Raw genomic sequence first — 337 nt, forward strand, 5'->3', positions numbered from 1 at the left:
AGCAGATCCTCAGCCTGCTTGCCGTCAAGAGTTGAATCAACGAGGTCAACGAGCACCAGGTGCACATCGGTGCCGCCGGTGACCAGCTTGATGCCGACCTTCTTCGCATCGTCGCGTCCCAGACGCTCTGCAAGTTTCTGCGCGCCAGCAAGAGTTCTGACCTGGCGGTCCTTGAACTCCGGGGTCTGAGCCACTTTCATTGCTACGGCCTTGGCAGCCACCACATGCATCAGCGGGCCACCCTGCTGACCTGGGAACACAGCAGAATTCAGCTTCTTGCCCCACTGCTCGCCGCGCGCGGACAAGATCATGCCGGAGCGGGGACCCCCCAGTGTCT

1 pseudogene is annotated in these 337 nt (G+C 61.4%); it reads right to left on the reverse strand.

What is annotated here, in order from left to right:
• Window positions 1-337 (reverse strand): annotated as a pseudogene (locus QP415_RS11050) (serine hydroxymethyltransferase); the annotation flags it as partial.

Origin of the sequence: Pauljensenia sp. UMB3104, assembly GCF_030217285.1 — a bacterium.
In the GTDB taxonomy this organism is placed as follows: Bacteria; Actinomycetota; Actinomycetes; order Actinomycetales; family Actinomycetaceae; genus Pauljensenia.